27 protein-coding genes and 1 tRNA gene are annotated in these 25,640 nt (G+C 54.3%); 15 read left to right on the top strand and 13 right to left on the bottom strand.

The window, feature by feature from the left end:
* Nucleotides 1–227: 227 nt before the first annotated feature.
* The 3 genes from WH277_RS19555 to WH277_RS19545 form a co-directional block, all read right to left on the bottom strand.
* Nucleotides 228–303, bottom strand: a tRNA-Asn gene (locus tag WH277_RS19555).
* 99 nt (nucleotides 304–402) lie between these two features.
* On the bottom strand, nucleotides 403–1,197 hold the full coding sequence (gene mtfA / locus WH277_RS19550; RefSeq protein ID WP_133841700.1) for a DgsA anti-repressor MtfA: 795 nt from the start codon (nucleotides 1,195–1,197) through the stop codon (nucleotides 403–405).
* A gap of 136 nt (nucleotides 1,198–1,333) precedes the next feature.
* Nucleotides 1,334–1,990 (bottom strand): hypothetical protein, encoded by a 657-nt coding sequence (locus WH277_RS19545; RefSeq protein WP_133841701.1) that lies wholly within the window; start codon nucleotides 1,988–1,990, stop codon nucleotides 1,334–1,336.
* 593 nt (nucleotides 1,991–2,583) lie between these two features.
* On the opposite strand from WH277_RS19545, the gene WH277_RS19540 reads away from it, so the two are divergent.
* Together WH277_RS19540 and WH277_RS19535 are read left to right on the top strand one after the other, a co-directional pair.
* Entirely contained in the window at nucleotides 2,584–3,297 is a 714-nt protein-coding gene (locus tag WH277_RS19540) for a phosphohydrolase (protein ID WP_133841702.1), read from the top strand.
* A gap of 63 nt (nucleotides 3,298–3,360) precedes the next feature.
* Nucleotides 3,361–3,609: a hypothetical protein gene (locus WH277_RS19535; protein ID WP_133841703.1), complete on the top strand. Its 249-nt coding sequence runs from the start codon at nucleotides 3,361–3,363 to the stop codon at nucleotides 3,607–3,609.
* Between the two features lie 49 nt (nucleotides 3,610–3,658).
* Here the strand turns inward: WH277_RS19535 and WH277_RS19530 are convergent, their stop codons facing one another.
* Both WH277_RS19530 and WH277_RS19525 read right to left on the bottom strand, forming a co-directional pair.
* Entirely contained in the window at nucleotides 3,659–5,260 is a 1,602-nt protein-coding gene (locus WH277_RS19530; RefSeq protein ID WP_339506523.1) for a methyl-accepting chemotaxis protein, read from the bottom strand.
* Between the two features lie 126 nt (nucleotides 5,261–5,386).
* Entirely contained in the window at nucleotides 5,387–6,043 is a 657-nt protein-coding gene (locus tag WH277_RS19525; RefSeq protein ID WP_339506521.1) for an epoxyqueuosine reductase QueH, read from the bottom strand.
* A gap of 156 nt (nucleotides 6,044–6,199) precedes the next feature.
* On the opposite strand from WH277_RS19525, the gene WH277_RS19520 reads away from it, so the two are divergent.
* Nucleotides 6,200–7,609 carry a DNA cytosine methyltransferase gene (locus WH277_RS19520; RefSeq protein WP_339506519.1) on the top strand — a complete coding sequence of 470 codons (1,410 nt, stop codon included), beginning with the start codon at nucleotides 6,200–6,202 and terminating at the stop codon, nucleotides 7,607–7,609.
* Nucleotides 7,610–7,681: 72 nt separating this feature from the next.
* Entirely contained in the window at nucleotides 7,682–8,152 is a 471-nt protein-coding gene (locus WH277_RS19515) for a very short patch repair endonuclease (RefSeq protein ID WP_133841707.1), read from the top strand.
* Nucleotides 8,153–8,343: 191 nt separating this feature from the next.
* Here the strand turns inward: WH277_RS19515 and yedA are convergent, their stop codons facing one another.
* Entirely contained in the window at nucleotides 8,344–9,264 is a 921-nt protein-coding gene (gene yedA, locus WH277_RS19510) for a drug/metabolite exporter YedA (protein ID WP_133841708.1), read from the bottom strand.
* A gap of 166 nt (nucleotides 9,265–9,430) precedes the next feature.
* Between yedA and WH277_RS19505 the strand changes: the two genes are divergently transcribed.
* The 4 genes from WH277_RS19505 to WH277_RS19490 all read left to right on the top strand — a co-directional run bounded on the left by WH277_RS19505 (nucleotide 9,431) and on the right by WH277_RS19490 (nucleotide 11,170).
* The gene (locus WH277_RS19505) at nucleotides 9,431–9,706 is read left to right on the top strand and encodes a hypothetical protein (protein ID WP_133841709.1); all 276 of its coding nucleotides are present in this window, start codon (nucleotides 9,431–9,433) and stop codon (nucleotides 9,704–9,706) included.
* Between the two features lie 11 nt (nucleotides 9,707–9,717).
* The gene (locus tag WH277_RS19500) at nucleotides 9,718–10,629 is read left to right on the top strand and encodes a DUF808 family protein (RefSeq protein WP_339506517.1); all 912 of its coding nucleotides are present in this window, start codon (nucleotides 9,718–9,720) and stop codon (nucleotides 10,627–10,629) included.
* A gap of 34 nt (nucleotides 10,630–10,663) precedes the next feature.
* Nucleotides 10,664–10,798, top strand: coding sequence for a hypothetical protein (locus WH277_RS19495; protein ID WP_259151748.1), 135 nt, complete (start codon nucleotides 10,664–10,666; stop codon nucleotides 10,796–10,798).
* Nucleotides 10,799–10,990: 192 nt separating this feature from the next.
* Entirely contained in the window at nucleotides 10,991–11,170 is a 180-nt protein-coding gene (locus WH277_RS19490; RefSeq protein ID WP_133841711.1) for a YodC family protein, read from the top strand.
* Between the two features lie 92 nt (nucleotides 11,171–11,262).
* Here WH277_RS19490 and WH277_RS19485 read toward each other — a convergent pair whose 3' ends face one another.
* The 3 genes from WH277_RS19485 to WH277_RS19475 form a co-directional block, all read right to left on the bottom strand.
* Nucleotides 11,263–11,586, bottom strand: coding sequence for a DUF6388 family protein (locus WH277_RS19485; RefSeq protein WP_133841712.1), 324 nt, complete (start codon nucleotides 11,584–11,586; stop codon nucleotides 11,263–11,265).
* A gap of 100 nt (nucleotides 11,587–11,686) precedes the next feature.
* The gene (locus WH277_RS19480; RefSeq protein WP_339506515.1) at nucleotides 11,687–12,988 is read right to left on the bottom strand and encodes an ABC transporter substrate-binding protein; all 1,302 of its coding nucleotides are present in this window, start codon (nucleotides 12,986–12,988) and stop codon (nucleotides 11,687–11,689) included.
* 13 nt (nucleotides 12,989–13,001) lie between these two features.
* Complete coding sequence (locus tag WH277_RS19475; RefSeq protein WP_227534645.1) at nucleotides 13,002–14,567, bottom strand: methyl-accepting chemotaxis protein; 1,566 nt, start codon at nucleotides 14,565–14,567, stop codon at nucleotides 13,002–13,004.
* 254 nt (nucleotides 14,568–14,821) lie between these two features.
* Between WH277_RS19475 and yedD the strand changes: the two genes are divergently transcribed.
* Nucleotides 14,822–15,307, top strand: coding sequence for a lipoprotein YedD (gene yedD, locus WH277_RS19470; RefSeq protein WP_133841714.1), 486 nt, complete (start codon nucleotides 14,822–14,824; stop codon nucleotides 15,305–15,307).
* Nucleotides 15,308–15,342: 35 nt separating this feature from the next.
* Here the strand turns inward: yedD and amyA are convergent, their stop codons facing one another.
* The 4 genes from amyA to fliD form a co-directional block, all read right to left on the bottom strand.
* Nucleotides 15,343–16,821 (bottom strand): alpha-amylase, encoded by a 1,479-nt coding sequence (amyA, locus tag WH277_RS19465; protein WP_339506513.1) that lies wholly within the window; start codon nucleotides 16,819–16,821, stop codon nucleotides 15,343–15,345.
* 139 nt (nucleotides 16,822–16,960) lie between these two features.
* A complete protein-coding gene (gene fliT, locus WH277_RS19460) occupies nucleotides 16,961–17,326 on the bottom strand; it encodes a flagella biosynthesis regulatory protein FliT (protein WP_133841717.1) in 366 nt (121 codons plus the stop codon).
* A 13-nt stretch (nucleotides 17,327–17,339) separates the two neighbouring features.
* A complete protein-coding gene (fliS, locus tag WH277_RS19455; protein ID WP_133841718.1) occupies nucleotides 17,340–17,738 on the bottom strand; it encodes a flagellar export chaperone FliS in 399 nt (132 codons plus the stop codon).
* A gap of 9 nt (nucleotides 17,739–17,747) precedes the next feature.
* The gene (gene fliD / locus WH277_RS19450) at nucleotides 17,748–19,154 is read right to left on the bottom strand and encodes a flagellar filament capping protein FliD (protein WP_159336458.1); all 1,407 of its coding nucleotides are present in this window, start codon (nucleotides 19,152–19,154) and stop codon (nucleotides 17,748–17,750) included.
* Between the two features lie 279 nt (nucleotides 19,155–19,433).
* On the opposite strand from fliD, the gene WH277_RS19445 reads away from it, so the two are divergent.
* The 6 genes from WH277_RS19445 to WH277_RS19420 all read left to right on the top strand — a co-directional run bounded on the left by WH277_RS19445 (nucleotide 19,434) and on the right by WH277_RS19420 (nucleotide 25,556).
* A complete protein-coding gene (locus tag WH277_RS19445) occupies nucleotides 19,434–20,732 on the top strand; it encodes a FliC/FljB family flagellin (protein WP_133841720.1) in 1,299 nt (432 codons plus the stop codon).
* 72 nt (nucleotides 20,733–20,804) lie between these two features.
* The gene (locus WH277_RS19440; protein WP_159336459.1) at nucleotides 20,805–21,773 is read left to right on the top strand and encodes an HNH endonuclease signature motif containing protein; all 969 of its coding nucleotides are present in this window, start codon (nucleotides 20,805–20,807) and stop codon (nucleotides 21,771–21,773) included.
* Nucleotides 21,774–21,940: 167 nt separating this feature from the next.
* Nucleotides 21,941–22,663, top strand: coding sequence for an RNA polymerase sigma factor FliA (locus WH277_RS19435; RefSeq protein ID WP_062742546.1), 723 nt, complete (start codon nucleotides 21,941–21,943; stop codon nucleotides 22,661–22,663).
* A 43-nt stretch (nucleotides 22,664–22,706) separates the two neighbouring features.
* On the top strand, nucleotides 22,707–23,210 hold the full coding sequence (fliZ, locus tag WH277_RS19430; RefSeq protein ID WP_062742545.1) for a flagella biosynthesis regulatory protein FliZ: 504 nt from the start codon (nucleotides 22,707–22,709) through the stop codon (nucleotides 23,208–23,210).
* An 84-nt stretch (nucleotides 23,211–23,294) separates the two neighbouring features.
* Entirely contained in the window at nucleotides 23,295–24,275 is a 981-nt protein-coding gene (locus WH277_RS19425) for a D-cysteine desulfhydrase (RefSeq protein ID WP_167863748.1), read from the top strand.
* A gap of 186 nt (nucleotides 24,276–24,461) precedes the next feature.
* Complete coding sequence (locus WH277_RS19420) at nucleotides 24,462–25,556, top strand: acyltransferase family protein (RefSeq protein ID WP_212814475.1); 1,095 nt, start codon at nucleotides 24,462–24,464, stop codon at nucleotides 25,554–25,556.
* Nucleotides 25,557–25,640: the final 84 nt, after the last annotated feature.

Here is a 25,640-nt window from a genome sequence, read left to right as displayed (position 1 = left end):
GCCTGACGTGAGAGAAACAGAGAGCCGGGTTAATTCTTTTCCTTGATGATAGCCATCAAGGCGATTCAACCGTTGGGGTATTCATTCAAGGGGAAGGGCGGTGTAGTGTCGGACTCTGGGAAGGTTTTTCACGCTAATTCGTTGAACCTAAATCATATAAATAATCGCAACGATGCAAGAAAAGCAAAAAGCCCGCTTAAGTTTCCTTAAGCGGGCTTTTCTCAATTTGGCTCCTCTGACTGGACTCGAACCAGTGACATACGGATTAACAGTCCGCCGTTCTACCGACTGAACTACAGAGGAATTGTGGAACGAGGCGAATAGTAGCGATACGCCCTCAGACTGTCAACAGCAAAAAACATTTTAGCTTTCAACTGGCTGCGTTTGAATCAACCCGCCCGATTAGTGAACAATTCCACCCGCATTATGGTGTAACTGCTGCTGCTCCAGGCGCTGATGGGGATCCTGGCGATAAAACTGGCGGAACCGTTGATAAAGCGCCGGAAAACGGGCGATCAGCAGCTCAGGCGCACTGAAAAAATACTCTGACAATACCGCGAAGCATTCCGCGGGTTCGCTGGCGGCGTAGGCATCAATGCTGGTGGCGTTTTCACCCACCTGGTCAATTTCATCCTGTATTGCACTCATTGCCGCACGCAGATCGCGCTCCCAGCCCACCACTTCGCGCAGGGGAATGGCCGGTACACCGTTAGCTTCACCGCTGCCGCGCGCATCAAGTTTGTGCGCGACCTCATGGATCACCAGGTTATAACCGGAGAGATCGAATGAGTCCTGCACATCCAGCCAGTTCAGGACAATCGGACCCTGCTGCCAGCTTTGCCCGGCGTGCACCATTTGTTCACGATGCACCAGGCCGAACTCATCCTGCCATTCATCATCGACCATAAACGGGGAAGGATAGATCAGCACTTCATGAAAACCGTCCAGCCAGTCGTAGCCGAGGCTGAGAACCGGCAGGCAAAACAGCAGAGCCAGTCGGCAGCTTTTCACATCGTCCAGTTCGAAGCCTTGTAAAGGCACCAGACGTTTCTGGCGCAGAAAACGGGTCGCAAGCTGACAGATCGTCTGTTGTTCAGCAGCCGTTAAGCTTGCCAGCAGCGGGATCTCCAGCGCCTGTTGCCATGGCAGCCCACTTTCCACTGCGTCATCACCGCCTTTCCACGGCCATTTGATCATGCTGTTGTCACTCCTGCCTGATGATGGCGTTAATGCCGCTGAATAAGGGGAAGATTCAATCAGTTATAATGCAGATTGTCTGTGACGAAACGCAAACGGCGCTGAAAAAAGTCAGCGCCGCGTCGATTTGCGAGGGTCAGATACGCGCGAATTCAATCACCCAGACCCAGGGGTTCACTTCCCAGCTGGTGCCACCGTATTGAATGGCCCACTGCTTGCGATAAGCATCTTTAGCGGAAACGGCTTCGCTATGCAGGGTGAAAAAGTTATTGAGAAAATGAGAGTCTACCTGCACGCCTTCAGCCAGCACGTCATCGTCACTGATATCCTGGATGCGCTCGACCCGGATAGCCGTGATGGTCAGGTCGATACGGCTCGCCCAGCGCGGCATATGAATACCGGCCTGCCAGCCAAAGTTGGTCTCTTCTTCGTCAGAGGTATAGATGCTGGAGTCGGCACGGTACTGACAGTAGTCAATATTTTTAAACTGTGCAGGAGAGGTCTGATATTTCGTCATCTCTTCTGCGGGCACCACAGGGCCGCGCCAGGTTTCGCGCACCCACAAGCGATCGCCCGGCTGGCCGTAAGGGCAGTGATAACTCAGGTTTTCCATGCCCAGAACACGGTTACCTTGCAAATTGTTGCTCAGGACATCAATGCCGTAACAACCTTCATGATTGTCCTGGCCTGGCCCAAACAGTTGGGATTTCATGATGCGCCGTGTCTGTTTTTGTTGGCCTGAGAGCAGGGCGCGCACCCGTTGATCGCTAAATAGAATCGGGCGTTCTTTCATGGTTTAACCTCTAGTATGACTTTCTTGACCAGTTCCTGGTTCATAAGCAAAGTAGAAACACAATACAGATAATTCCTAACCTTAGCTCAAAAAAACGTTTCAGCACGTTTATTTTACTAAACTTCAGAAAAACCAATAAAAAAATGACTTGGGGCAAATTTGCACATCTGCCGGACGCAATCGTCTGGTGCGTCCCGCGTCGTCATCACGGGGTCGTCATGCCGTAACCAAATTGACATTTTACCATATTACAATGTGTTAGTGTGACGAATGCTTACCGACGATGCCCTCTAACCGTGGCGATCGCCTGTTCCTCATGATCACTGACAGACCGGGCATGTACAGCACCTGTGTTGTTGTTTGAGGGGCCATTACCCGCATCTGATCATAACTATTGTTTATCATTTAGATCAAAAAACAGCCAGTTAAAAGTGAGCCGGAAAAAACTGAAAATGGGAAAAATGCTGTCACCAGCGCGTAACAGCCGCTATAAGTTTGATGTGGATCTCATTTTTAAGCAGAAATGGTTAACCCGTTGCAGTGGGTGACCACCACTGACATCTCAAAAAGTTCAAACAATTAAGGAGAAGTCTATGACTCTGACTGACTGGCAATTACGTTTTGAAAAGTGGCTGCACGACACCTGGCAACATGATGATAAAGCCCATGATGTGGCGCACCTGACGCGCGTCTGGCAGTCTGCACAGCGCATTATGGTGGGCACCGGGGCCGATGAGCTGGTGGTGCTGGCCGGGTGCTACTTCCATGACATTGTCAACCTGCCTAAAAATCACCCTGAGCGCCATCTGGCTTCCGCGCAGGCAGCTGACGAGACCCGGCGCGCGTTACAACAGGTCTTTACGGATTTCCCCAGCGATAAAATTGAAGCAGTGGCCCACGCGGTTCACGCGCACAGCTTCAGTGCTGGCGTAACGGCAGAAACCCTTGAAGCTAAGATCGTGCAGGACGCCGACCGTCTGGAATCACTGGGCGCTATTGGTCTGGCGCGGGTGTTTTATGTCTCTGGCGCATTAGGGCGTTCTCTGTTTGACAGTCGCGATCCGCTGGGGCGCGAACGCCCTCTGGATGATGCTGAATGGGCGCTGGACCATTTCCAGAAAAAGTTACTGAAATTGCCTGAAACGATGCAAACGGCAGAAGGGCGACGCCTGGCTGAATTTAATGCCCGCTTTCTCGTGACCTATATGGCGAAGCTGTGCGCTGAATTGAAGGGGGATTTTTGCGCGTTGGATCAAACCGTACTGGAAGAATTCAGCCCGGGATCGTCAAATATTAAATTTTTATGACAGTATGGTTAAATCGTACGTTACAGGTTACGTTGTTGGGACAATTCTCAGGAGAATCAGGCAATGACCGACAAAGTTAGCTTAACAATAAAGATCGATCCCGCCTTAAAAGAAACGATTAAAACACTCGCTCTGGATAGTGAGATTTCCCTTAGCGAATTGGTTACCCAGCATCTGGTAAAGAGTTTTTCTGCTCAGGCACCTGATGCGGTAGATAGTACCCATACAGAAGAAGAGACGGCCGAACAATTGAGCCAGGCAGAACTGAAACAAGTTCGCGCACTGCTGAAAAAGTCGAAGAAGAAAAAGTAAGCCCGTCTTATCCAGCGTCTCTCGTTCTGAGAGACGCTTTCAACCCCTCTTACATAACAAACTGACTCACGCTGTGCGAGAGCCGTTGCGCATGATCCACCAACGCTTCCGATGTCCCTGCGCTGCGACGTGTCAGTTGCTCGCTCTCTTTGACCTGCTGATTCAGGCGAGTAATCTCCAGCGCTATCGCATTGACCCTTTTACTCTGCGCATCCGCATTGTGTTGCAACTCGCTCAGTAGGGTAACCACGCCGGATACGGCATGCGTAATTTCCCGATACAATCCCTCCAGCGTCTGTACCTGACTAAAGCCGCTATCAATATGTTGATGAGTTGAGCCGATCAGCCCGTCAATCAACCGCGTCGAGGCACTGCTCTTCTCCGACAGCAGGCCGATCTCTTTTGCCACAATGGAGAAGCTGCGCCCATAAACGCCGGCATGGGCTGATTCGATAGCGGCATTCAGTGCCACCAGCCGTGTTTGCAGCGAAATGCCCTCCAGAAGGGTAACAATCCCGGCGATCTGACCGGAAGCGTCAACAATCTGGCGCATCTGCGCATCAACAGCGGTCACCACGGTGCCGCAGCGGCGGGTCAGTTCATCGGCGGCCTGTACCTGCTGCGTCGCATGATGGGTAAACGTCACGCTGTGGCCCACTTCCTCTGCCACCCGGTTCAGACGCTGGCTGATGTGCTCAAACGCGCTGCTTTGCTGCTGATTGTGGGCACTAAACTCATCATTTTGTTGTGCCATGCGGTCTGCGCTGCCACGCACCGCACCGGAGATGGCGTTAATCTCGCCGACGATATGCCGTAAACCTTGCTGCATCCCGTCCACATTCTGTATCAGCTGGCTGATCTCCGTTGACTGGTAACGGCTCTGATACGCCTGCTGCGAGATATCGCCCGTTGCGATCTGTGCCAGCCAGCGCGACACGCGTTCCATCGGCTGGATCACCCCCATCAGCAGTAACCCGCCGCTCAGTAACAGCAGTCCGCCCAGCAGGGCAGAGATACCCAGGGAAAGATTGCGGCTGGTGGTCAGCGATGAGAGCGTAGAGAGGTTGAGATCGTCGGCCTGGTGATTGGCCTGCGTCAGCACCTGATAGTAGGTGTCATTAAACTGCTGCTGAAAGGCCTGCATTGGCACCATAAAAAAGGCATCAATATCTTTCGCATTCAGCCCTTTTAACTGCTCCTGCAATCCGTCGGCCAGCATATCGAAGTTCTGCTTCAGCGGACTGTCCTGCGCCACCGGATACTGTCCAAACAGTTTTCGCGCATTTTGCAGTGAGGTCTGAGCCGTTTCGGCCAGGCTTTTCCAGCTGTCGACGGAGCCGGTCTGGTTATCCTGCATCAGGTAGATCCCGGCGCGGTGGCTGTTGTCGCTGGCGGTGAGCAGTTCCATACGGGCTTTATCCAACAGCGCCTGGCGGCCAGACAGGGTATGGATCTCGGAAATATTGTCACCCGTGCTGGAAACGAGGCGGGTCAGTAGCAACACGCTGGCACACTGCAGCAGCGAGAAGACCAGCAGAAACAGGATGAAGCCACCCCGCAGGCTGCGTAGCCAGCCCCAACCGGTCATCAACGAGGCAAAACGTGGACGGCGCAGCATAGTGCGTAAGGGTAAAATCGTGAGCAGTGACATAAGCTTCCCTTAAAATAAAAGGGAGTATTCGCCGCTTTTATGTCACTTGTGTTACCGCGATAAAATAGAAAAAGGAAACAGGGGATTATCCGCTGATAAGGCAAATTACCCCGCTGTTTTTCAGCGTTATTGTTCTTCATCACCGTAATAGAGGACGCCGAGCTTGATTAATGGCCGGCCCTGACTTTTGCGATGCAAATTGCTGTCGCGCAACGAATACACGCAGCCGCAATATTCCTGCTGATAGAAACGCTCACGTTTGCTGATCTCAATCATGCGCGCCGACCCGCCTTTTTTGCGCCAGTTATAATCCCAGTACTGGATGCCGGGGTAGGGCGCGGCCGCCCGATCGCCACAGTCGTTAATCTGCTGCATATTCTTCCAGCGCGAAATACCCAAAGAGCTGGAAATCACCGGAAAGTCATTTTCATAGGCATACAGTGCGGTGCGTTCAAAGCGCATATCAAAGCACATGGTGCAGCGCACGCCACGCTCTGGCTCCCACTCCATGCCCTTCGCGCGGGCAAACCAGTTATCGGTATCGTAGTCAGCATCGACAAACGGGATGCCGTGCTGTTCCGCAAAGCGGATATTCTCTTCTTTACGCAGCAGATACTCTTTCTGCGGGTGAATATTTGGATTGTAGAAGAAAATGGTGTAATCAATGCCTGATGCCTGCAAGGCTTCCATCACTTCGCCGGAGCAGGGGGCGCAGCAGGAGTGCAGCAGCAGTTTTTTAGCGCCATCGGGAAGGCTAAACAGCTCGCGTTGGGTGGCGTTCATCGGTAATAGCTCCATTGTTAACAGTAAAACCGCATCAGTGTAGAGGCAGCATGACGCGCTGTCATTAATTGCCCTCGCTGCGGCCAATTTCCTCCTGGCGCTGGGTCAACTAAGTGATAGACTGACACCCGTTTATCCCCTGTTAACTGAGTAAATATGAGCGATTTTGACCGCGTGGCCGCAGAACTGGCTGAACAGGCACGAGAAGATGCCCGGCATAAAGAACAGCAGGATCGTGAGCTGCTGCTGCGGGTGCTGGAGATTTATGACCAGAAAACGGTCGCGGCGACCCTGCGAAAGGTCAGTCAGCAGGAGTGGACGCGGGAGTCTGTTAATCGCTGGGTGAAGGGCAACAGCCGCAAAACGCTGAATGAAGCCGAAGTCAGTTTGCTGCACAGTATGCTGCCTGCGCCTCCGGCACATCATCCCGATTATGCTTTTCGTTTTATTGACCTTTTTGCGGGTATTGGCGGCATCCGCAGCGGCTTTGAAGCGATTGGCGGCCAGTGCGTGTTTACCAGTGAGTGGAACAAACATGCGGTGCGCACCTATAAAGCCAACTGGTACTGTGATGAGCAGCAGCACCGCTTTAATCAGGATATCCGCGATGTCACGCTGAGTGGCGATCCCCTAGTGGACGAAGAGCAGGCGTATCAGCATATTCGCCAGCAGGTGCCGGACCATGATGTGCTGCTGGCGGGATTCCCTTGTCAGCCTTTCTCACTGGCGGGTGTGTCGAAGAAAAATGCCCTGGGCCGTAAACATGGTTTTGAAGATGAAGCGCAGGGGACGCTGTTCTTTGATGTGGCACGCATCATCACGGCCAGAAAACCGGCGATCTTTGTCCTCGAAAACGTCAAAAACCTGAAAAGCCACGATAAGGGCAATACTTTCCGCATTATTATGTCGACACTGGACGAGCTGGGCTATGACGTGGCGGATGCGGCGGTCACCGGTTCGCCGGACCCGAAAATTATCGACGGCAAGCATTTCCTGCCGCAGCACCGTGAACGCATTGTGCTGGTAGGGTTCCGTCGCGATCTGGCGCTGCCCGCTTTCAGCCTGAGCGCGTTATCTGCGCTCTACCCGCCGCAGCGCACGCCACTCAAAGCCTTACTCGACCCGGTCGTTGATGCGAAATATATTTTGACGCCAACGCTATGGAAGTATCTCTACCTCTATGCGAAGAAGCACCAGGCTCGCGGTAACGGCTTTGGCTACGGGCTGGTTGATCCGGCGCTTGAGCAGGGAGTGGTTCGGACGTTGTCGGCACGCTATTACAAAGATGGTTCGGAGATCCTGATCGATCGCGGCTGGGACAAAGCGCTGGGTGAGGAGGACTTCGATAACGCGGACAATCAGCAGAACCGACCGCGTCGTCTGACGCCACGCGAGTGCGCCCGACTGATGGGCTTTGAACAGCCCGGCCAGGAGGCGTTCCATATTCCGGTATCGGATACCCAGGCCTATCGCCAGTTTGGTAACTCGGTGGTGGTGCCTGCCTTCGCGGCGGTTGCCAAACTCCTGCGCCCCTGGATCCTACAGGCGGTACAACAGCGCCAGTGAAATGTGGCCCGGTGCCATCACGGCAGGGCCGCTTTTAGCTACACTTAAGGTCTTCGTTAAAGGAATATCAAGATGGCCGACGTTCACTCTTCCGACGTGCGCAGTAAGAATATGCGCGCTATTCGTACCCGCGATACGGCAATCGAAAAGCGGCTGGCAGAACTGCTGGTTGAACTGGGCCTGAGTTACCGGGTGCAGGATAAATCGTTGCCCGGTCGTCCCGACTTTGTTCTGGCAGACTATCAGGCCATTATCTTTGTTCACGGCTGTTTCTGGCATCGCCATCACTGTCATCTGTTCAAGATGCCGGCGACACGCACGGCGTTCTGGCAGGGCAAAATAGACAGTAATGTGGCGCGTGATAAACGTTATGTCGAGGAGCTGACGGCCAGCGGCTGGCGTGTGTTGCTGGTATGGGAATGTGCGCTACGCGGGAAAACGCGACTGGAGGAAGAGGCATTGCGCACGCGGCTGGAGGAGTGGATTTGCGCCGCGGAAACCAACGGCGAGATCGATGAACAAGGGATTCGCGTACTACCGTAAACCCTCTGTCAGCGACGCTGGCCAGGTCAACGTCAAGGGCGTTTCGCTTTCCCGCTGCGCGTGCCGAGGCCCGCAGGGATGCGTCTTTTGCCGCTCCGGCGTGCTCAAACTGGCCCCGGACCTGACGCCAGACGGGAAGCCATTCATTTTTGTGGGTATACCTTAGAGGTCATGCTGCACACGCTGAGGATTTAATCAGTCGGCGAGCAGGGTTTCACCACCGGTTTTGCCGGGAAGAGGTATTTACCCAGCGTGACCAGCACCACCGCCAGCACAATAATGCCCAGCGCCAGCCATTCACGTCCTGACAGGCTTTCACCGGCAAAAGCGATGCCCAGCAGCACGGCAACCACCGGATTGACATAGGCGTAGCTGGTGGCGATAGCGGGTGTGACGTTGCGGATCAGGAACATATAGGCATTGATGGCAATCACCGAACCAAACAGGCTGAGATAACCCAGCGAGAAGAAGCCCGCCAGTGAGGGTTTCTGAACCAGATGTTCACCCGTCAACTGGCTGGCGGTCAGCAACACCACCCCGGCGGCCAGCATCTCGACAGCTCCGGCCATCATGCCGTGCGGTAGCGCAATACGTGACCCCCATACCGAGCCAAAGGCCCAGGTCAGCGATCCGCCCAAAATCATCAGGGCACCCCACGGATTCCCTGCCAGATGGCCGCCGCTGTTAAGTAAAATAATCCCCACCAGGCCGACGCCAATGCCCAGCCACTCAATCCAGCGCGTGGTAATGCCGAACATACGGCTAAAGCACATGGCAAACAGGGGGACGGTCGCTACCATCACGGCAGCCAGCCCGGAAGGCACATGCTGATGTTCTGCAACGGTGACTGCACCATTACCCATTGCCAGCAGCAGGACACCGATGATCGCCGCGTTACCGGCTTCACGCCAGGAAGGCAATTTTTCCCCTCGCATCAGGAGGAATGCCAGCAGCACCACGCCCGCGAGTAAGAAGCGCAACCCGGCCAGCATCATCGGCGGCCAGCTTTCCACACCAATACGGATCACCAGGTAGGTGGAACCCCAGATAAAGTAGAGAGAAAAGAGCGCGGCCAGCAGGGGCAGCAGGGCGGGGGCACGGCGTAACGTCATGTCAGAGACTCTTCCTAAAGTTATATCAGGTTGTGAAAATGTTATAAGGACCCGATTCTGCCACTAATTTTCCCCGGCGGGCGTTATTTTTTTACAAAATTTGCACTCCATGCCCATAATTGCTTAGATCTGTTCCCTCTTTAATACAGCCAGCCAGGGGTGAGCCATGGCCAGTGTCAAACTGACGGTAAGACGTCTGTATAAACTCAGCGGCGAGCGCATGGTCAATACTCAGGCGACGGCGCGTATTTTCGTGGGCGATCGCCTGATTGCCACGGAAGAGATCAGCGGGATGACCGAAAGCCCGGTGAGTAAGTATCTGCACCATGCGGAAACGCAGGGGCAGCCAGTGCGCGTTGAGTGGGACTGTGATGGCATTGCCGATATGGCGGTGACCGAAATGGAGCTGTGCCCCTGTTGTCAACATGATGGACATGAATAAGGAATCTGATTTTGGCCGGAAGTAGTTTACTGACCTTACTGGACGATATTGCCACACTGCTGGATGACGTCGCCGTGATGGGCAAAGTGGCGGCAAAGAAAACCGCCGGTGTATTGGGCGACGATTTGTCGCTGAATGCGCAGCAGGTCAGCGGGGTAAAAGCCAACCGTGAACTGCCGGTGGTGTGGAGCGTGGCGAAAGGGTCGTTCCTTAACAAACTGATTCTGGTGCCGCTGGCGCTGCTGATCAGCGCGTTTGCCCCCTGGGCGATCACCCCGCTGCTGATGGTGGGGGGTGCATACCTGTGCTTTGAGGGCGTGGAGAAAGTACTGCACAGTCTGCATAAAGATAAAAGCCAGGAAACGCCGCAGGCTCGTGAAGCGCGTTTGCTGAAAGCGGCCGAGCAGAACCCAGCGGAGTTTGAGCAGAAAAAAGTAAAAGGGGCGGTACGCACGGACTTTATTCTCTCGGCGGAGATTGTGGCGATTACCCTGGGTATCGTGTCTGAAGCACCGCTGCTGAATCAGGTGATCGTTCTGGCTGGCGTGGCGATTGCGGTCACCGTTGGTGTGTACGGGATTGTTGCGGGTATCGTGAAGATTGACGATCTCGGCCTGTGGCTGCAGCAGAAATCTTCGGCGGCAGCGAAAGCGGTGGGCGGCGTGCTGCTGGTGGCCGCACCGTGGCTGATGAAAATCCTGACGGTGGTGGGCACCCTGGCGATGTTCCTGGTCGGCGGTGGGATTATCGTGCACGGCGTGCCATTACTGCACCATCTTATTGAAGGCGTTAGCGCAGGCCTGCATGGTCTGCTGGCGATGCTGTTGAGCAATGTTGCTAACCTCATGATCGGCTTTATTGTGGGGTCGATTGTGCTGTGCGCGGTAAATTTGATTGCCAAAATGCGCCCGTCATCAGTATAAAGACGGGCTGAAATCAGTAAATATCCAGGGGTTAATGATGAACGACGATATGTTTGAATTTGATATTGATGCTCAACTTGAGCAGGCAGAAGCCAATGCCCAGAAGAAAGCGGCCGAAGTACCGGCTGACTTAGGCGATGAAGCCGACTGCGAAGGCTGCAAAATCTAATCGCAAAATGCGACGAGTTTCACATAAAAAGCGTGTAGTAAAACTACACGCTTTTTTTATATTTAGTGTTTTTAACTGCTTATTTGAATTTAACAAATACTTTACCTGGCGTTAACAGCACGGTTTATATTCAGATGCTATAACTATTTGACGTTTCATAACCAGTGATAACCAGATAGGGAGGTACTTTGTATGAGCTTTATTGTCAGTGATGAAGTGCAACATAAGGATGGTGGCCCCGCAATGATTGTGACGGGAGTGGCCAGCGGTATGGTCGAGTGTCGTTGGTACGATGGTTTCAGTGTGAAGCGCGAGGCGTTTCGCGAAGAAGAGCTGTCATCATTATCGTCCGCAGCGCGATTAGCGGGGTAGTTCCACTGTTTTATGTGACGGGGTGGGCCGATAAAGAGGTTTGCCCTGTGCCCATGGGCCGATCATTTTTCCCGATCGGCCCGTGAATACGATTACAACTCGTTTTTAATACAAAACTCTTCCCAGCTCATCCCCAGCGCTTCGGCATGGGTGTGCAGATACGCTTCAATCGCATTCACCATCACCGCTTTATCCGGCTCAGCCAGTTGAATGGCAAACAGCATGCCGTCCAGTTTCTTTTCACGTACATACGCGGCATAGGCGCGATCTTTCTGCATGGATTGCAGCTGCTCCACCGTCATTCCGAGCGTGGCGGCCTGGTCTGCCGTCAGATTTTCAATACCGGCTTTCAGCGTCGGGTGGGCCTCAAGAAACAGATCTTTGGCGATGGCGTAATATTCTTCAACGGTTTTCATAACGATAATGCCCGGATTCATGCAGGAAAATTGACTGGCGCTAGTGTACACGGCTGGATTGGTCGGGGAAAGCCGGGCAGCAGCGCTGCCCGCCACCCGTTTATGGATGGGTCTTTGTGTAAATCTCGGTCACGACCTGCTGGTTTCGCGTCAGGGTTTCGTCCAGCGTCAGTTTGCCCTGTAACAGCGCGGCGATATTCTCACCCACGGCATTGCCCATCTGGTCGAAGCCGGGAATGCTGACGTACTGCACGCCCTGATACGGCACCGGGCCGAGGGTCGGCTGTTCCACCGTGGCGCTTTCCATGGCGGCCTGTACCCGTTTTGCATAGGGTGCCAGGCGCTGATAGCTCGCCTGCTGGTAGGTTGAGTAGCGGCTGCCTGGCGGCACGGCCCCCCAGCCGACCGTTTGCGCTACCTGCTGAATGTAGGCGGGTGAGGTTGCCCAGCTTATAAATTCCTGTGCGGCCGCTTTGTTCGCCGCACTGGTGGGGACGGCCAGTGCCCAGGACCACAGCCAGTTCGAGCCATTGCGCGTCAGTTCACCGGGGGCCGGGGCAAAATCAATTTTGTCGGCCACACGGGAGATCTGCGGGTTAATCAGCAGACCGGCAGCCACGGTGCTGTCGACCCACATAGCGCACTTGCCTTCGGCAAACAGCTTAAGGATTTGACCAAAACTGTTCTCTGCACTGTCCGGCGGGCCGTAGTCGTGCACCATCTGCACATAGTCGCTGAGCACTTCCCGCCACTCCGGGCTGTCCAGCGTGGGTTTCCAGTCGAGATCGAACCACTGTGCACCGTAGCCGTTGGCCATGGTGGTGACAAACGCCACGTTATCCCCCCAGCCCGGACGGCCGCGCAGGCACAGGCCATAAACGCCGTTCGCTTTGTCCGTCAGCTTCGCCGCCAGGCGTTTAATATCACTCCAGTTGACCTCTTCAGGCATCGTCAGACCACGGGCAGCAAACAGATCTTTACGGTAATAGGTCATGCTGCTTTCGCCGTAAAACGGCAGGGCATAGAGTTTATCCTGCCAGGAGAGGGCTTTACGCACGGGCTTCAGCAGGTCATCCACCTGATAATCAGCGGGCAGGGCATCCAGCGGGGTTAACCAGCCGCGCTTGCCCCACAGCGGTGCTTCATAGGTGCCGACGGTAATCACATCAAAAGTCGGCTGGCCGCTGTTCATCGCCGCCAGCACCTGTTTACGCAGTTCTGCATCATCCATCACCTGCCAGCGCAGGTGAATGCCGGGGTGCGCCTGCTCAAAGGTGCCGGAAAGCTGCTGCATAATGGTCATGTCACCGTTGGCGATGGTGGCAATGGTCAGAGTGGTGTCAGCCCGGGCAGCGCCCGCAGCCAGCATCAGCAGCAGGGCGGCGGTCAGTTTGCTACGCATAGTCGCTCCTGATTTACAGCGAAGGGGAACGGGGGCGGTCACCGCGAAAACGGAAGAAGGCCATTTTTTCAACCAGCAACCCGGCATGCTGATTCACCGTCTGGCTGGCGCTACTCGCCTGCTGGACCAGTGCGGCATTTTGTTGGGTGGCGCTGTCCATCTGGATCACCGCCAGGTTGACCTGCTCAATGCCGCTGGATTGCTGACGGCTGGCCACGGCGATTTCACCGACGATAGCCACCACTCGCGCCACGCCACCGTTGATCTCCTGCAGCATCTCGCCAGAGCGCATCACCAGCGAGCTGCCGGTATCGACTTTACTGACGCTGGCCTGGATCAGGGTTTTAATCTGCTGGGCTGCCTGCGCCGAACGCTGGGCCAGCTGACGAACTTCTGACGCCACCACCGCAAAGCCACGGCCCATTTCGCCCGCACGCGCGGCTTCCACTGCCGCATTCAGGGCCAGCAGGTTGGTCTGGAAAGCAATCTCATCGATCACCCGGTTAATATCGCCAATCTGCTTGCTGGAACTTTCGATTTCCCGCATCGCACCGACGGCATCCTCCAGCACCTTGCTGCCGCGCAGCGCCTGTTCACGCACCGTCATCGCCAGTTCGTTCGCCTGTGCGGCGTTATCCGCGTTGTGTTTAACGGTGGCGGTCATCTGTTCCATGCTGGCGGCCGTTTGCTCCAGCGAGCTGGCCTGGGCATGGGTGCGACCGGAGAGATCCTGATTGCCTTCTGCCATCTGGTGGGCGGCATCATTCAATGCCACGGCGCTGTCGCCCACTTCACGCACGATGCCGGAGAGGCGATGGTCCATACTGGCCAGCGCACGCATCAGTTCGCCCAGTTCATCAGGGGCGAAACGTTCGATATGGTGATCGAGCTTGCCGTTGGCGATCGCTTCAGCCAGCCGACGGGCTTTACCCACCGAATGGCTGATGGAGCGCACCAGCATTATCCCCGCCACCAGTGCCAGCAGCAGGCCAACCGTCAGAATGCCGATCAGGCTGTTACGTGCCAGTTGGTAAGATTGCGCACTCTGCTGGTAGTTACGTTCTGCATGTTCGCGCATCAGGCGATCAAGCTGGTCAATGCCCTGTTGCAGTGCGAGGCTGCCGGTGCGCAGGCGGGTTTCGATGATCACCAACGCCGCAGAAGGATTGCCGGTTTTCAGCAGCGCACCCGCGTCTTTCAACGCTTGCTGCCACTGAGTGAGGTCTGCGACAAATTGTTTACTGAGGTTTTCGGTTCCGGGGATCTGTGCCAGGCTCTGGTACTGTCCGCGAACCTGTTCAATCTGGCTGGCATACTGTTGGATAATGGCAAGACGTTTATCCACTTCTCCGGCGTCGGTCCAGTAACGCAGCGCTTCAAACAGCGTGGCGGATTGCAGCTGGGCCAGGCGATAAAGGCGGGAAGAACTTTGTAACGGGAGCAATTCGGTTTGGTAGGTGGCGGCGGCGCGCTGGTCAGCAGCACGAAGCCCGATAATTCCCCATACTGCGGCGATAATCAGCAGTATGCACAGCAGGCCCACGATCCCGATTAAGCGGGCGCGAATGGTTAATCGCATAGCAGTTGTTTCCCCTGAATTGACAATTCAATAGTCCGGGAGGGTGGTTGTTCTCTGTGCGGCGGGTTCCCTCATTAAACTGCTATCGGCAGCACATAAGGCAAACTTTAACGATTTGCTTAATTATGCTGCAAAGTAACTATCAGAAAAGACATGAAAAATCAGAAAGCACAGCGGCAGGGCGCGCCGGGCTTGCGGCGGGGCAGGGAAAAATTATAACGTATCGCCTAATTGAGAAAATCAGGATGAGAAAAATGAAAAAGTGGATTGTTGCCGCCGCAGCGGTGGTGACCTTAAGTGGTTGTGCGCAGTTAACCGATTACGCCAGTGCGGTGAAAACGCCGCCACCGGCCGCGCTGGTAGGAAACTGGCAAACCTTCGGCCCACAGAAAGGCCTGATTAGTAAGGAGGCTAAAGCCAGCCTGATAATCACCGCCGAAGGCGATACGCTGGACTGCCGTCAGTGGCAGCGCGTGATTGCCAAGCCGGGTAAAGTGACGCATTTTGACGGCGAGTGGGTGAATGTAAACAACGAGGTGCGCGTGATGCCGCTGGAGCTGGAAGGCACCGAGCTGCACTACGATAAACTGACGCTGCAGAAAGTGTCGCAACCCACCGTGGAGTGCCAGAAGGCGCTGGCCGATCAGGCGAAACCCCAGGAAACGAAGGGTGAACAGCCTGCCAGCGCCGCCACAGAGCAGCCCAAAAAACACAATAAGATGATCTACACCGAGAAGTAATCAGGTTGTCGTGGCCATCGTGGCCACGATCCTCCTTAGTTCAGCACCCAGACGCTGACGCTGCCCGCCGGACAACGAAACACCGCGTTGCCCTGTTCGTCGCTCCCGACCTCTTCACTGATGTGCCCCAGCAGATCGTGCCAGCGCTTCCCGGCGTAGTTCTCCCCTAAATCCAGCGTTTTCTCACCGGCTTCACCGTTTGACATGATCACCACGCAGCCTGGCATCTCTTCCGTCCCACTGCGTGCAAAGGCAATGCAGTTAGGGTGATCAAACCACTCACGTTGTTCTCCGTGGGCGTACTGCTGGCGGGCACGTACCAGGGTTTCCAGCTCGGCGATGACCGGGATCTCAATGTCATACTGTTCGCCGTCACCGCCTTCATCTTGATAGCGCGCGCCGAACAGGTCCGGGTAGAACAGCACCGGCACGCCGTTTTCACGCAGCAGGATCAGCGCGTAGGCCAGCGGTTTGAACCAGGGTTCCACCGGGGCTTCCAGCGCTTGTAGCGGCTGTGTGTCATGGTTAGCCACAAGGGTGACCGCATGCCAGGGATCGGCAGCCACCAGGGTACCGGTGAAGATCTGGCTGAGGTCGTACCCCGCACCCTGTTTGGACGCATTGTGGAAGTTCATTTGCAGCGGGGCGTCAAACAGCAGGCTTTTGCCATCGACCTGGTGGATGTACTGTTGCAGCTTATCCACTTCGTGCGACCAGTATTCCGCCACAATAAACAGGGGTTCGGGTGCCACTTCCTGTACGTGTTCAATCCACTCTTTATAGAACCAGGCGGGAATATGCTTCACCGCATCCAGACGAAAACCGCGGCAATGCACTTCATCCATGACCCAGCGCGCCCAGTATTTCAGCTCTTCGGTCACCGCGTGGTTACGGAAATCGATATTGGCACCCATCAGATAGTCAAAATTGCCCAGCTCGTCATCCACCTGGTCGTTCCAGCCATCCCCGGTGTAGTCGTTAACGATTTTGAATACGCCGTTTTCATCGGGATTTTCGATATGGTCGACGCCGCTGAAGCATTTGTAGTCCCAGACGAACTGCGAGTACTGCCCGGCACGCACCGGGAAGGTAAAGCGCGTCCAGGCTTCTGCGGTGAGCACTTCCGGGTCGATCTCATCGCGGTTGTCCGGATTAACGCGGTTGACCTGCACCTGTTCTTTTTCGTCGGCACCCATTTTATGGTTGAGCACCACGTCGAGGATCACCCCCACGCCGTGCGATTTTAACGCTTCAACGGCGGCCAGCAGCTGCTCTTTGTCACCGTATTTAGTGGCACGCGAGCCTTTCTGGTCAAATTCACCGAGGTCAAACAGATCGTAGCTGTCGTAGCCAACCGAATAGCCGCCGGATTCTCCTTTATAAACCGGGGGCAGCCAGACGTCAGTAATGCCCGCCTCTGCCAGCCACTGCGCACGTTCTGCCGCTTCTGGCCAGAGTTTGCCGCCTGTGGGGTAATACCAGTGAAAAAACTGCAACAGTGTGGGATTGCGCATGTAGTGGGTCCATTTTCGCCAGACGGGAAAATGAAGTATGAGCGAGGCGGCAGAAAAAGTGCGGGCCAGAAGGGAATTATTTATTCCACTCTGGCCCACAGGAGAATGTGTGAGGGGTCATGCGAATTAACTGTCTGGTTTATCCGTTGGCTCCCGAGGGAAACAACACCACGCCGGATACTTTGGTATAGGCACTGTTGACTGATTTTTGACGCCCCGCCTGCTGGATCAGGCCAGAAATTTCATCCTGCCGAGCTTTCAGCAATTTTTTCAGTTCCGCCTCATTATCAAGGATGTGGCGCAGTATCGGACGCAACTGTTCCTGAGTATGTGTGGGAACCGGCTCGTTCTGGGTCACTTTCGCCAGTTTTTCCACGGCGCTGAGGTAATTAACTTCCATATCAATCAGTTCGTCCCACTGTCCTTCGCAAGCCAGACGCAGCATGGACTGACTGTGAGTCAAAATTTCCTGATAAATCGCGAGCAGATGTGGGGCAATGTTCATTGTCTACAGAGTCCTAAACCAGAGCGGTTGTGCCAGAAACCTCTTTCCAGGCATCGGCGATATTGCGCAACAGCGCTTCGACTTCTTCGATCCCATCAGGGTCGTTATCAATGTTAGCGCGCAGCAGACGATGCACCATATAACGATACAGCGAGGCCAGATTGCGCGTTAACTCGTCTTCACTGGTCTCATCCAGACCCAATTTCAGACCGTTTTCGATAATGTTAATAGCCTTGGAGAGCGACTCTCCTTTCTTGACCGTATTGCCATCCTGCAAAAACAGGCGTGCGCGAACCAGGGCACTGAGTGCCCCATCAAACAGTAAAGTGATCAGCTGATCATTGCTGGCACTCATCACTGCACTTTCCACGCCGACTTTTGCATAGGCTTGAGTACCGCTTGCGCTATACATTATGGCTCCTTACTTGGTAGTACTACTGGTTGATGTTTCAAACTGCGTCGTCAGATAGCTGCTGGTGTTATTCAGCTTACTGATCATCACGTCCAGCGCGGTAAACTGGGTTTTCAGGCGAGCGATAGTGGAATCGATGCGGTCGCTCACCTTGTTGTACTGGTCGGTCAGGCTGTTCAGGGTCTTACTGACACCGTCTTTTGCGGCCTGAATAACGCCGGTGGAGGATAACCAGCTGGTCAGGTTAGTCGCCAGCTTAGTGGTGATCCCGGTGGTTTTACCGTCACCCATAAACATCGCTTTAATGCCGTCAGGATCTTTCGCCAGTGCGGCATCCAGTGCAGTCTGATCGGTTTTCAACTGACCGGTGGTTGGGTCAGTGGTGATGCCAATCTGCGACAGACTCTTAAAGGTTGAGGTGCTGGCGGTGTTGGTCAGCATATTTTTCATCTGTGACTGAATGGAACGCAGGGTGCTGTCACCGAGCAGCGCGCCGTTGCTGCTGTCCTGGGCATCAGTATTGCTCTCCACAGCCGTGTATTTGGTCATCGCATTTAACGAATCTTGCAGGGTGTTATAGGCGGTGGCCCAGTCGGCAATAGTCTTAGATGCGCTGCTGGTATCTTTGGTAATGGTCAGCGTCTGGGTGCCGGTGGTTTCGGCGGTCAGATTCAGCGTGATCCCTTCCAGTGCATCACTGATGGTGTTGCTGCTGTTTTCAATATCAACGTTGTTCACTTTCAGCAGGGCATTCTGTGCGGTCACACTTTGAGTGACATTACCGCTACCGCTGCCGTCATAGGTCAGCAGACTCTGCATCGCGCTGTCGCCAGTCACGCTGATAGTGGCCGCATTATCTTCACCGGTCTCATTTGATGAGAGGGACAGACGATAGCTGCCGTCACCGGTTTTAATAATGCTGGCGGTCATACCGGTATCGGCTTTATTGATCGCATCACGAATACCGGTCAGTGAGGAGTCCGCTGCGCTGACGCTCACTTCTACCGCTTTGTCACTGCCGGCCAGTTTAATCGAAATCTTACTGTCGGCGGTGGCCAGTGCGGTGCTGTTACTGGTCTGCACGGCGGTGGTCAGGGTCTGCGCTGTTGCCAGCTGGGAAACCGCGATGGTGTATTTACCCGCCACGGCGCCGGTGCTGGTGGTCGCACTGAATGCCGTTGAGCTGCTGACGGTTTTCGTCGCGCTAAACAAGTCAGCGCTGTTCAATTTGGTATTCGCTGTCTGGAAGGTTTCCAGTGCGCTCTTCATGGTGCTGTAGGCACTAAGTTTGGCAGTGTAAGCCGTCTGCTGCGTAGAGATAGGTGTTAAGGCTGCCTTCTCTGCCGTCTGCATACTGTCAAGAATAGTACTTAAATCGAGGCCGGAGCCGATACCTAAGGTAGAGATACTAGCCATGATGTTTCCTTTATTTAATCAGGACGGAGTATGAATACCGAGGTTATCGGCGATTGATGCATAAAGTTTACGATTATTTGCGCAACAGCAATAAAACGAATAGCGGTAATAAAGAGGGGTATTTCGGCCAGTAGGGCAAAACGAAAAAAAATGGGGGAGAGGGTAAAAAAATTCTAAAGGTTATTGGGGGACAGACGATAACAACTTTGACGGCGATGAAGCCGGGGGGCAAACAAGCCCAACCACTTAACCCGAAATGATTTAACAGGAAACTTTATCATGGCACAAGTAATCAATACCAACAGCCTCTCGCTGATCACTCAGAACAACATCAACAAGAACCAGTCTGCTCTGTCTACTTCTATTGAGCGCCTGTCTTCTGGCCTGCGTATCAACAGCGCGAAAGACGATGCTGCTGGTCAGGCAATTGCCAACCGCTTCACCTCTAACATTAAAGGTCTGACTCAGGCTGCTCGTAACGCCAACGACGGCATCTCACTGGCGCAGACCACTGAAGGCGCACTGTCAGAAATCAACAACAACTTACAGCGTGTTCGTGAACTGACTGTACAGGCACAGAACGGAACTAACTCTGATTCAGACCTGACTTCAATCCAGGACGAAATCACTTCCCGTCTGTCTGAAATTGACCGTGTATCGGGTCAGACTCAGTTCAACGGCGTGAACGTGCTGTCCAGCAACAACTCCCTGAAAATTCAGGTTGGCGCTAACGATGGCCAGACTATCTCCATCGACCTGCAGAAAATTGACTCTTCTACTCTGGGCCTGGGCGGCTACTCAGTAGGCGGCAACGCAGTGAAAACCGGTGCTTCACTGACTGAAATCGGCGACGGCACTGCAGCTCCACAGACTGTTGACCTGACTGCTGCTGCAACTTCACTGAGCACCGCGACTGGCAAAACCATCAGCGCTGACAGCCTGACTTTGCACAACCTGCAGGACAGCACTGGTGCAGCAACCGCTAACTACGTTGTTAAATCTGGTAGCGACTACTATGCCGCTTCTGTAGATGCGACCACGGGTGACGTGACACTGAACACCGTAGACGTAACTTACGATGATGACGACAAAGGTGTTGCTGCTGCAACTCAGACGGGTTCACTGATCAAAGTGGGTACCACTGCAGCTGGCGTGAACACGGCTTACACTGTTGTTGACGGTAAAAACTACGAAGCCACTGGCGGCCTGGCAAACAGCGGTACTGCAACTGCAACTTCAGTGACTGCAACTGTAGAACTGAGCGGCGCTGCTGCAACAGCTACCTTCGCTGGCGCAGCTTCTGCTGACCCACTGGCGCTGCTGGACAAAGCGATTGCACAGGTTGATACCTTCCGTTCAAGCCTGGGTGCGGTACAGAACCGTCTGGATTCAGCGGTAACTAACCTGAACAACACCACCACCAACCTGTCTTCAGCACAGTCCCGTATCCAGGATGCTGACTACGCGGTTGAAGTGTCTAACCTGTCTAAAGCTCAGATCGTTCAGCAGGCAGGTAACTCAGTGTTGGCTAAAGCTAACCAGGTTCCACAGCAGGTTCTGTCTCTGCTGCAGGGCTAATCGGCGACTTAACGCCACGTTGAACCCTTTAAAACCCCGCTTTTGCGGGGTTTTTTTTCTCTGGAGTGTGCTATGCGCTTCAATTATGACTTGTTACCTGGGGAACTGCTGCCGTTTGAGGAGATAAACGACCGCTACAGCAGAAAGTACCCCGACGATAAATCGTTGACGACCAGAGGGTTGCTGAGCCCGTCAACCTCCAGCAAAAACTGGACTATTCGCGCCATCTTTGCCAGCAAAGACAGCCATATTCCGCTGGAAGATCTGCTGTTTATTACCAACGATAACGAACGTAAAAACTACCTGCAGCGCTTCGAGCATTATTTGCAGCGCCAGGAGAGTTTTCTCTATTTCCGTCGCCCGCTGGAACCCACACCGTGGAATACCTGGAAGGTGATGGGGGAGAGCAAAGTGCTGGCGATGCTGGATCCGGCATCGATCATGGCGCAAAGCCTGTTACAGCAGCGGGGTTACACCCTGACGCTGTTACGCAGCGATGAAGATGACGAATACTGGCAGCTGTATGACCGCCAGTCGCAGCCATGCTTTGAGTATTCGCGTCAGCTGCAGTTTATCGTGGTGCTGACCTCACCGCTGTTGCCGCCGCCAGCCGGTGTCATCCAGGGTACGCAGGTCGGGCGACGCGTGAAAGCCCGGCTGTGGCATCGGGCCAGCCATCATGAGTTCAGCCATGCGGTACGCGAGCGCTATGGTGCCTGTGTCATCACCGGTACGCTGCTTACCGACGAACATGCCTGGCCGTGGGTGGAGGCCTGCCACATCGATATACGTGAGAACGAACAGGGCTTCCTGCTGGATAACAGCGCAGATAACGGCCTGTTCCTGCGAAGCGATCTGCAACGTCTGTTTACCAGCCGCAGAATGACTATCGACCCGTTAAACGGCACGGTGCATTTTCGCCGCACGTTACAGGAAGATCAGACCCTGTTGCCGTTTTATCAGGAGCTGGAAGGGAAGGTCTGTGCGCTGTGGCAGCAGGTGCCGGAGAACACGCGGCAGCGTTTGCTGCGCAAAGTTTGACCTGTTCTATGCTGAGGGATCCCCGCGTCGAAAAATCGCGTCGCCGGGATCGTTCAGGTCCACAAAAATGAAATAACCCGCCTTTTTAACCGCTATTCCCCCAATCAATCTGCCCTACAGAAACAGATAATCGTGCCGATAACTTAATTACAGCAGGGTAGGTCAGAGTGAACGATCTATATACCGCCGATGGCGTGATGGACAAACATTCTCTGTGGCAGCGATACATACCGCTGGTTCGCCATGAAGCGTTGCGCTTGCAGGTACGTCTGCCCGCCAGCGTTGAACTGGATGACCTGTTACAAGCGGGAGGCATCGGGCTACTGAATGCAGTAGAGCGTTACGACGCGCTACAAGGCACTGCGTTCACGACATACGCCGTACAGCGTATCCGTGGGGCGATGCTCGATGAACTTCGCAGCCGCGACTGGGCACCACGCAGCGTGCGCCGCAATGCGCGCGAAGTAGCGGGGGCCATGCATCAGGTGGAGCAGGCGTTGGGGCGCTCAGCCACCGAGCAGGAAGTGGCTTCGCAGTTGGATGTCTCGCTGGAGGAGTACCGGCAGATCCTGCTGGATACCAATAATAGCCAGTTGTTCTCCTACGATGAGTATCGTGAAGAGCACGGTGACAGCGCAGAGCTGGTGACGGACGGCCATGAAGAAGCCAATCCGCTGCACCAGTTAATGGAAGGCAGTCTGCGCGAGCGTGTCATTGAAGCAATTGAGGCTTTGCCCGATCGCGAAAAAATGGTGCTGACATTGTATTACCAGGAAGAGCTGAATTTGAAAGAGATTGGCGCAGTGCTTGAGGTGGGCGAGTCCCGTGTCAGCCAACTGCACAGTCAGGCGATAAAACGCCTGCGCGCCCGGTTAACGGGGGCGCGCTGACGAAGTCAGTTTTGCACTCTCAACACCAACCGGGGAATCTCGAATGGGATCCAAAACTAAAATGAGGCCGTTGAGCCGTTATTTGAAAGACTACAAACACAGCCAGAGCAACTGCTCACATTGCGGAAAAGTATTAGACCGCATGGCACTGGTTTTTCGTGGTCAGATCATTAACAAAGAGGCCATCGCCCGGATGGATCAGCTGATCGACGATCAGGTCTGGTTAAAATTACAGAATGAGCTTACGGCGTTGTGCCGTTTTTGTAGCGACATTTATTGCAACACACATCCGACTTACTTTGACATCATGGCGTTCAAACAGTACCTGTTCGAGCAGACTGAAATGAGCCACAGTACCATTCGCGAATATGTTGTTCGCCTGCGTCGTCTTGACGATATGCTCTCAGCACGAGGCTTCCCGGCAGAGCGCCTGAGTGGCCCAAGCTGGCATGAATGCCTCGAAAATGATTTACCGGATGCGGGAAATAACAATTACCGCATTGCGTTGCGTAAGTATGATCAGTTCCTCGGCTGGCAACGTAATTAATGGTACCGATGATAAGAAGATGACCATCAGGTCATCTTCTGCAACACTGTAAGGATAACCTGAACGCCTGCTATGGAGGCCGCGTTGTCCTTACACAATATTGCTAATTTTCCCCGTCTTGAACTGCTGGGTTCGCCCACGCCTTTAGAGCATCTCCCCCGTCTGTCTGATTATCTCGGCCGCGATATTTTTATCAAACGTGACGATGTCACGCCGGTGGCCCTGGGGGGTAACAAACTCAGAAAGCTGGAGTTTCTCGCCGCTGATGCGCTGCGTGCCGGGGCTGACGTTCTGCTGACAGCGGGGGCGATTCAGTCCAATCATGTACGCCAGACGGCGGCGGTCGCCGCGAAGCTGGGCCTGAAGTGTGTGGCACTGCTGGAGAATCCAATTGGCACCACCGCTGAAAACTACCTGAGCAACGGTAACCGCCTGCTGCTGGAGCTGATGAGCACCGAGATTGTGATGGTCGATGCGCTGCACGCCCCGGATGCACAGCTTGAAGAGCAGGCCACGCTGCTGGAGGCGCAGGGTTTTCGCCCTTATATCGTCCCGGTGGGCGGCTCCAATGCGCTGGGTGCGCTGGGCTACGTTGACTGCGCGCAGGAAATTGCCCACCAGAGTGAAGGCGTGGTCGACTTTGCTGCGGTGGTGGTGGCTTCGGGCAGTGCGGGTACACATGCCGGGCTGGCAGTGGGCCTGGAACATCTGCTGCCGGAGACGGAGCTGGTGGGGGTCACCGTTTCACGTAAGGTGGCCGATCAATTACCCAAGGTCGAGAAAATCCGTCAGGAACTGGCCCGGTCGCTGGAGATGGTGAGTACAGCCCCCATCACGTTATGGGATGACTACTTTGCTCCGCGCTACGGCGAGCCGAATGAAGAGGGCATGGAAGCGGTTAAACTGCTGGCACGACTGGAAGGGATCTTCCTCGATCCGGTGTATACCGGCAAGGCGATGGCGGGCCTGATCGACGGGATTACCCGGCAGCGTTTTCGTCGTGAAGGGCCGATTGTGTTTATTCACACCGGGGGTTCACCCGCGCTGTTTGCCTATCACCCCTAAACTTTAATAAGGTTATTCTTAAAGTAAAATGTTACCTGCCTGAAATCAGAGCATATTGCGGATGAGGGCAGGAAAAACATTAAGGATTTGAAAGCATTCGGAACGCTTTCAGACGATCCTCATAGTGATCCGTAGAGTATCAAGGGATACTTTCGGGATATTATGATGAGATTGGGTTTTATTATTATGTCTGTCGCTGGCAAGCAAGAAGTCCTGTGGATTAATACCCTCAAGGGCGGGTGCATATTACTGGTGGTCCTGCATCACACCATTATTACCACCTTCATTCCCTCTTTGCAGTATCTCACGGCCGGAATGATACCGGCTGACATGTGGGTTGTGTTTAATAAATACCTCTCGCCGCTGCGTATGCCGGCCTTCTTTTTCGTCTCAGGTCTGCTGGCAGCCAGTGCCATCAGTAAAAAGAGCTGGAGCGAGGTATTTACTAAGAAATTCACCAATATTCTCTACCTCTATATTCTCTGGGGGGTGATTCAGTGGGCAAGTATCTACAATATTTCCGCCAATTTGATTGGACAGAAACTCTCCACCGCCGTCAATGCCGCTTATGCCAGTTCGCCGCTGGAGTTCGTTAAGCTGCTAACGCTGTCGATGACCAGCCTGTGGTATTTGTATGCGCTGGCGGGCTATTTTATCGCGGCGAAATTGTTCCATCGTCAAAAAGTTGCGCTGCTGGTGGGCGCGGTGCTGCTGAACTATGCCACGCAGTTTCATCTGGTGCCTGGCTGGGGCCCGAATGGCGTGGTGCAGAACTTCGTCTACTTTGTCCTGGGGGCCTTCTTCAGCCACACGCTGGTGGAGATCAGCCAGCTGTCGCGCCGTCATCTGGCTCTGTTAGGGGCGATGGTGCTGGTTGGGGTGGCGCATCATGCTGCCGGGATGATGAAAAACCCGTTCTACTGCATCGTCGCGATTGTCGCGGGTATTGTGCTGTGCCGGGCGCTGAATAACCGCTTCAATATGGGATGGCTGAACTGGATTGGCCGCAACACGCTGCAAATCTACGTACTGCACCGCATCTTTATCGAACTGCTGGGCCTGACCATGCTGACGCTGGCGGTGAAATACAGCCTGTTCGACAATCAGGGATTCTCGCTGGCCTGGGCGCTGCTGCTGCCGATTTTCGCGGTAAGCATCACCACCTGTATCTCGTTGATCGCCTGGAATCTGCTGAATCGCGGGCCGGGCAAAGCACTCTTTATGTACCCAAGGCTGCTGCGTAAACCGCGGCCTGTGGAGAATGTCGCTAACAACGGCTAATTTTTTCATACCTGGCCGATAAACTCGGCCATTTTTATACCCGCCATGCAGATCAGTATGACGGGTATATTTTTATCGATACCC

It is taken from the genome of Erwinia sp. MYb416, assembly GCF_037479575.1.
Lineage (GTDB): Bacteria > Pseudomonadota > Gammaproteobacteria > Enterobacterales > Enterobacteriaceae > Erwinia > Erwinia rhapontici.
This window is presented reverse-complemented; position numbering and strand designations above follow the sequence as displayed.

Bases quoted from the DNA above. Each gene is read 5' to 3' on its own strand.
- yedA (WP_133841708.1), bottom strand. From the start codon at position 9,264: ATGACGTTACGCCGTGCCCCCGCCCTGCTGCCCCTGCTGGCCGCGCTC.
- yedD (WP_133841714.1), top strand. From the start codon at position 14,822: ATGAAAAAGTGGATTGTTGCCGCCGCAGCGGTGGTGACCTTAAGTGGT.
- WH277_RS19485 (WP_133841712.1), bottom strand. From the start codon at position 11,586: ATGAAAACCGTTGAAGAATATTACGCCATCGCCAAAGATCTGTTTCTT.
- WH277_RS19540 (WP_133841702.1), top strand. From the start codon at position 2,584: ATGACTCTGACTGACTGGCAATTACGTTTTGAAAAGTGGCTGCACGAC.
- amyA (WP_339506513.1), bottom strand. From the start codon at position 16,821: ATGCGCAATCCCACACTGTTGCAGTTTTTTCACTGGTATTACCCCACA.
- WH277_RS19490 (WP_133841711.1), top strand. From the start codon at position 10,991: ATGAGCTTTATTGTCAGTGATGAAGTGCAACATAAGGATGGTGGCCCC.
- WH277_RS19505 (WP_133841709.1), top strand. From the start codon at position 9,431: ATGGCCAGTGTCAAACTGACGGTAAGACGTCTGTATAAACTCAGCGGC.
- fliS (WP_133841718.1), bottom strand. From the start codon at position 17,738: ATGTATAGCGCAAGCGGTACTCAAGCCTATGCAAAAGTCGGCGTGGAA.
- WH277_RS19535 (WP_133841703.1), top strand. From the start codon at position 3,361: ATGACCGACAAAGTTAGCTTAACAATAAAGATCGATCCCGCCTTAAAA.
- WH277_RS19440 (WP_159336459.1), top strand. From the start codon at position 20,805: ATGCGCTTCAATTATGACTTGTTACCTGGGGAACTGCTGCCGTTTGAG.
- WH277_RS19520 (WP_339506519.1), top strand. From the start codon at position 6,200: ATGAGCGATTTTGACCGCGTGGCCGCAGAACTGGCTGAACAGGCACGA.
- WH277_RS19475 (WP_227534645.1), bottom strand. From the start codon at position 14,567: ATGCGATTAACCATTCGCGCCCGCTTAATCGGGATCGTGGGCCTGCTG.
- fliD (WP_159336458.1), bottom strand. From the start codon at position 19,154: ATGGCTAGTATCTCTACCTTAGGTATCGGCTCCGGCCTCGATTTAAGT.
- WH277_RS19545 (WP_133841701.1), bottom strand. From the start codon at position 1,990: ATGAAAGAACGCCCGATTCTATTTAGCGATCAACGGGTGCGCGCCCTG.
- WH277_RS19530 (WP_339506523.1), bottom strand. From the start codon at position 5,260: ATGTCACTGCTCACGATTTTACCCTTACGCACTATGCTGCGCCGTCCA.
- WH277_RS19420 (WP_212814475.1), top strand. From the start codon at position 24,462: ATGTCTGTCGCTGGCAAGCAAGAAGTCCTGTGGATTAATACCCTCAAG.
- fliZ (WP_062742545.1), top strand. From the start codon at position 22,707: ATGGGATCCAAAACTAAAATGAGGCCGTTGAGCCGTTATTTGAAAGAC.
- WH277_RS19525 (WP_339506521.1), bottom strand. From the start codon at position 6,043: ATGAACGCCACCCAACGCGAGCTGTTTAGCCTTCCCGATGGCGCTAAA.
- WH277_RS19495 (WP_259151748.1), top strand. From the start codon at position 10,664: ATGATGAACGACGATATGTTTGAATTTGATATTGATGCTCAACTTGAG.
- WH277_RS19445 (WP_133841720.1), top strand. From the start codon at position 19,434: ATGGCACAAGTAATCAATACCAACAGCCTCTCGCTGATCACTCAGAAC.
- WH277_RS19480 (WP_339506515.1), bottom strand. From the start codon at position 12,988: ATGCGTAGCAAACTGACCGCCGCCCTGCTGCTGATGCTGGCTGCGGGC.
- WH277_RS19515 (WP_133841707.1), top strand. From the start codon at position 7,682: ATGGCCGACGTTCACTCTTCCGACGTGCGCAGTAAGAATATGCGCGCT.
- mtfA (WP_133841700.1), bottom strand. From the start codon at position 1,197: ATGATCAAATGGCCGTGGAAAGGCGGTGATGACGCAGTGGAAAGTGGG.
- fliT (WP_133841717.1), bottom strand. From the start codon at position 17,326: ATGAACATTGCCCCACATCTGCTCGCGATTTATCAGGAAATTTTGACT.